Genomic DNA, 678 nt, shown 5'->3' on the forward strand with positions numbered 1-678 from the left:
GTGATTTTGGATCGTCATCCGCTGTTTTGGATGGTAGATATGAGCTATCTGACGCTCATTACGATCTCTTCACTAGCCATGCAAATATTTTTTCATCCGAACTCAAGACGAGTTGATAAGTTCCTAAAACTGTCCGATACCATCGGTCTATCCGCCTTTACGCTCATAGGTATCAAAGTCGCTGATAGCATGGGTACCAATGTACCAGTGGCACTATTATTAGGCGTGATCACCATCATCGTTGGTGGCATCATTCGCGATATGATTTGTAATGAGATTCCACTGGTATTGCAGCAAGAGATTTATATCACTGCGGCGTTAACTGGGGGTATTCTATATTTTGCTCTAAAAAACTTAGGCGTTGCCGATTGGGTTGCTGATGTCTCTGCAATGAGTACGATTTTTACCTTGCGTATGCTGGCTATTCGTTATGATTGGCAGTTCCCCACTCTTGAGTGGAAGTACTGAGCCTAAATCAAAAGGCTACTGGCAATAAATGGTATAAGTGCGCTCCAATCTGACCGCACTTAATATTCTAGCCTTAACCCTGCTCTACCACAGCCAAGTCTTTTACCATCAGCTGCAAGCTTTGTTTGCCGTTCCATTCATTAATAGCTAGCTGAAATAACAAATGCACTTTTTCGGCGCGATAGTCCCAAGCGCTGCTATCAAAGTTAA

At 43.1% G+C, this 678-nt stretch carries 2 protein-coding genes; one reads left to right on the top strand and one right to left on the bottom strand.

Annotated features, from left to right (window positions below; all coding sequences use genetic code 11):
- Nucleotides 1-468: trimeric intracellular cation channel family protein (locus tag ACS8FC_RS17910; protein ID WP_439297786.1), on the top strand; the 468-nt coding region annotated here is incomplete at its 5' end.
- 73 nt (nucleotides 469-541) lie between these two features.
- Here the strand turns inward: ACS8FC_RS17910 and ACS8FC_RS17915 are convergent.
- On the bottom strand, nucleotides 542-678 hold a 137-nt coding region (locus tag ACS8FC_RS17915), incomplete at its 5' end, for a hypothetical protein (protein WP_439297787.1).

The sequence above is a fragment of the Psychrobacter sp. 1Y4 genome (genome assembly GCF_051847555.1).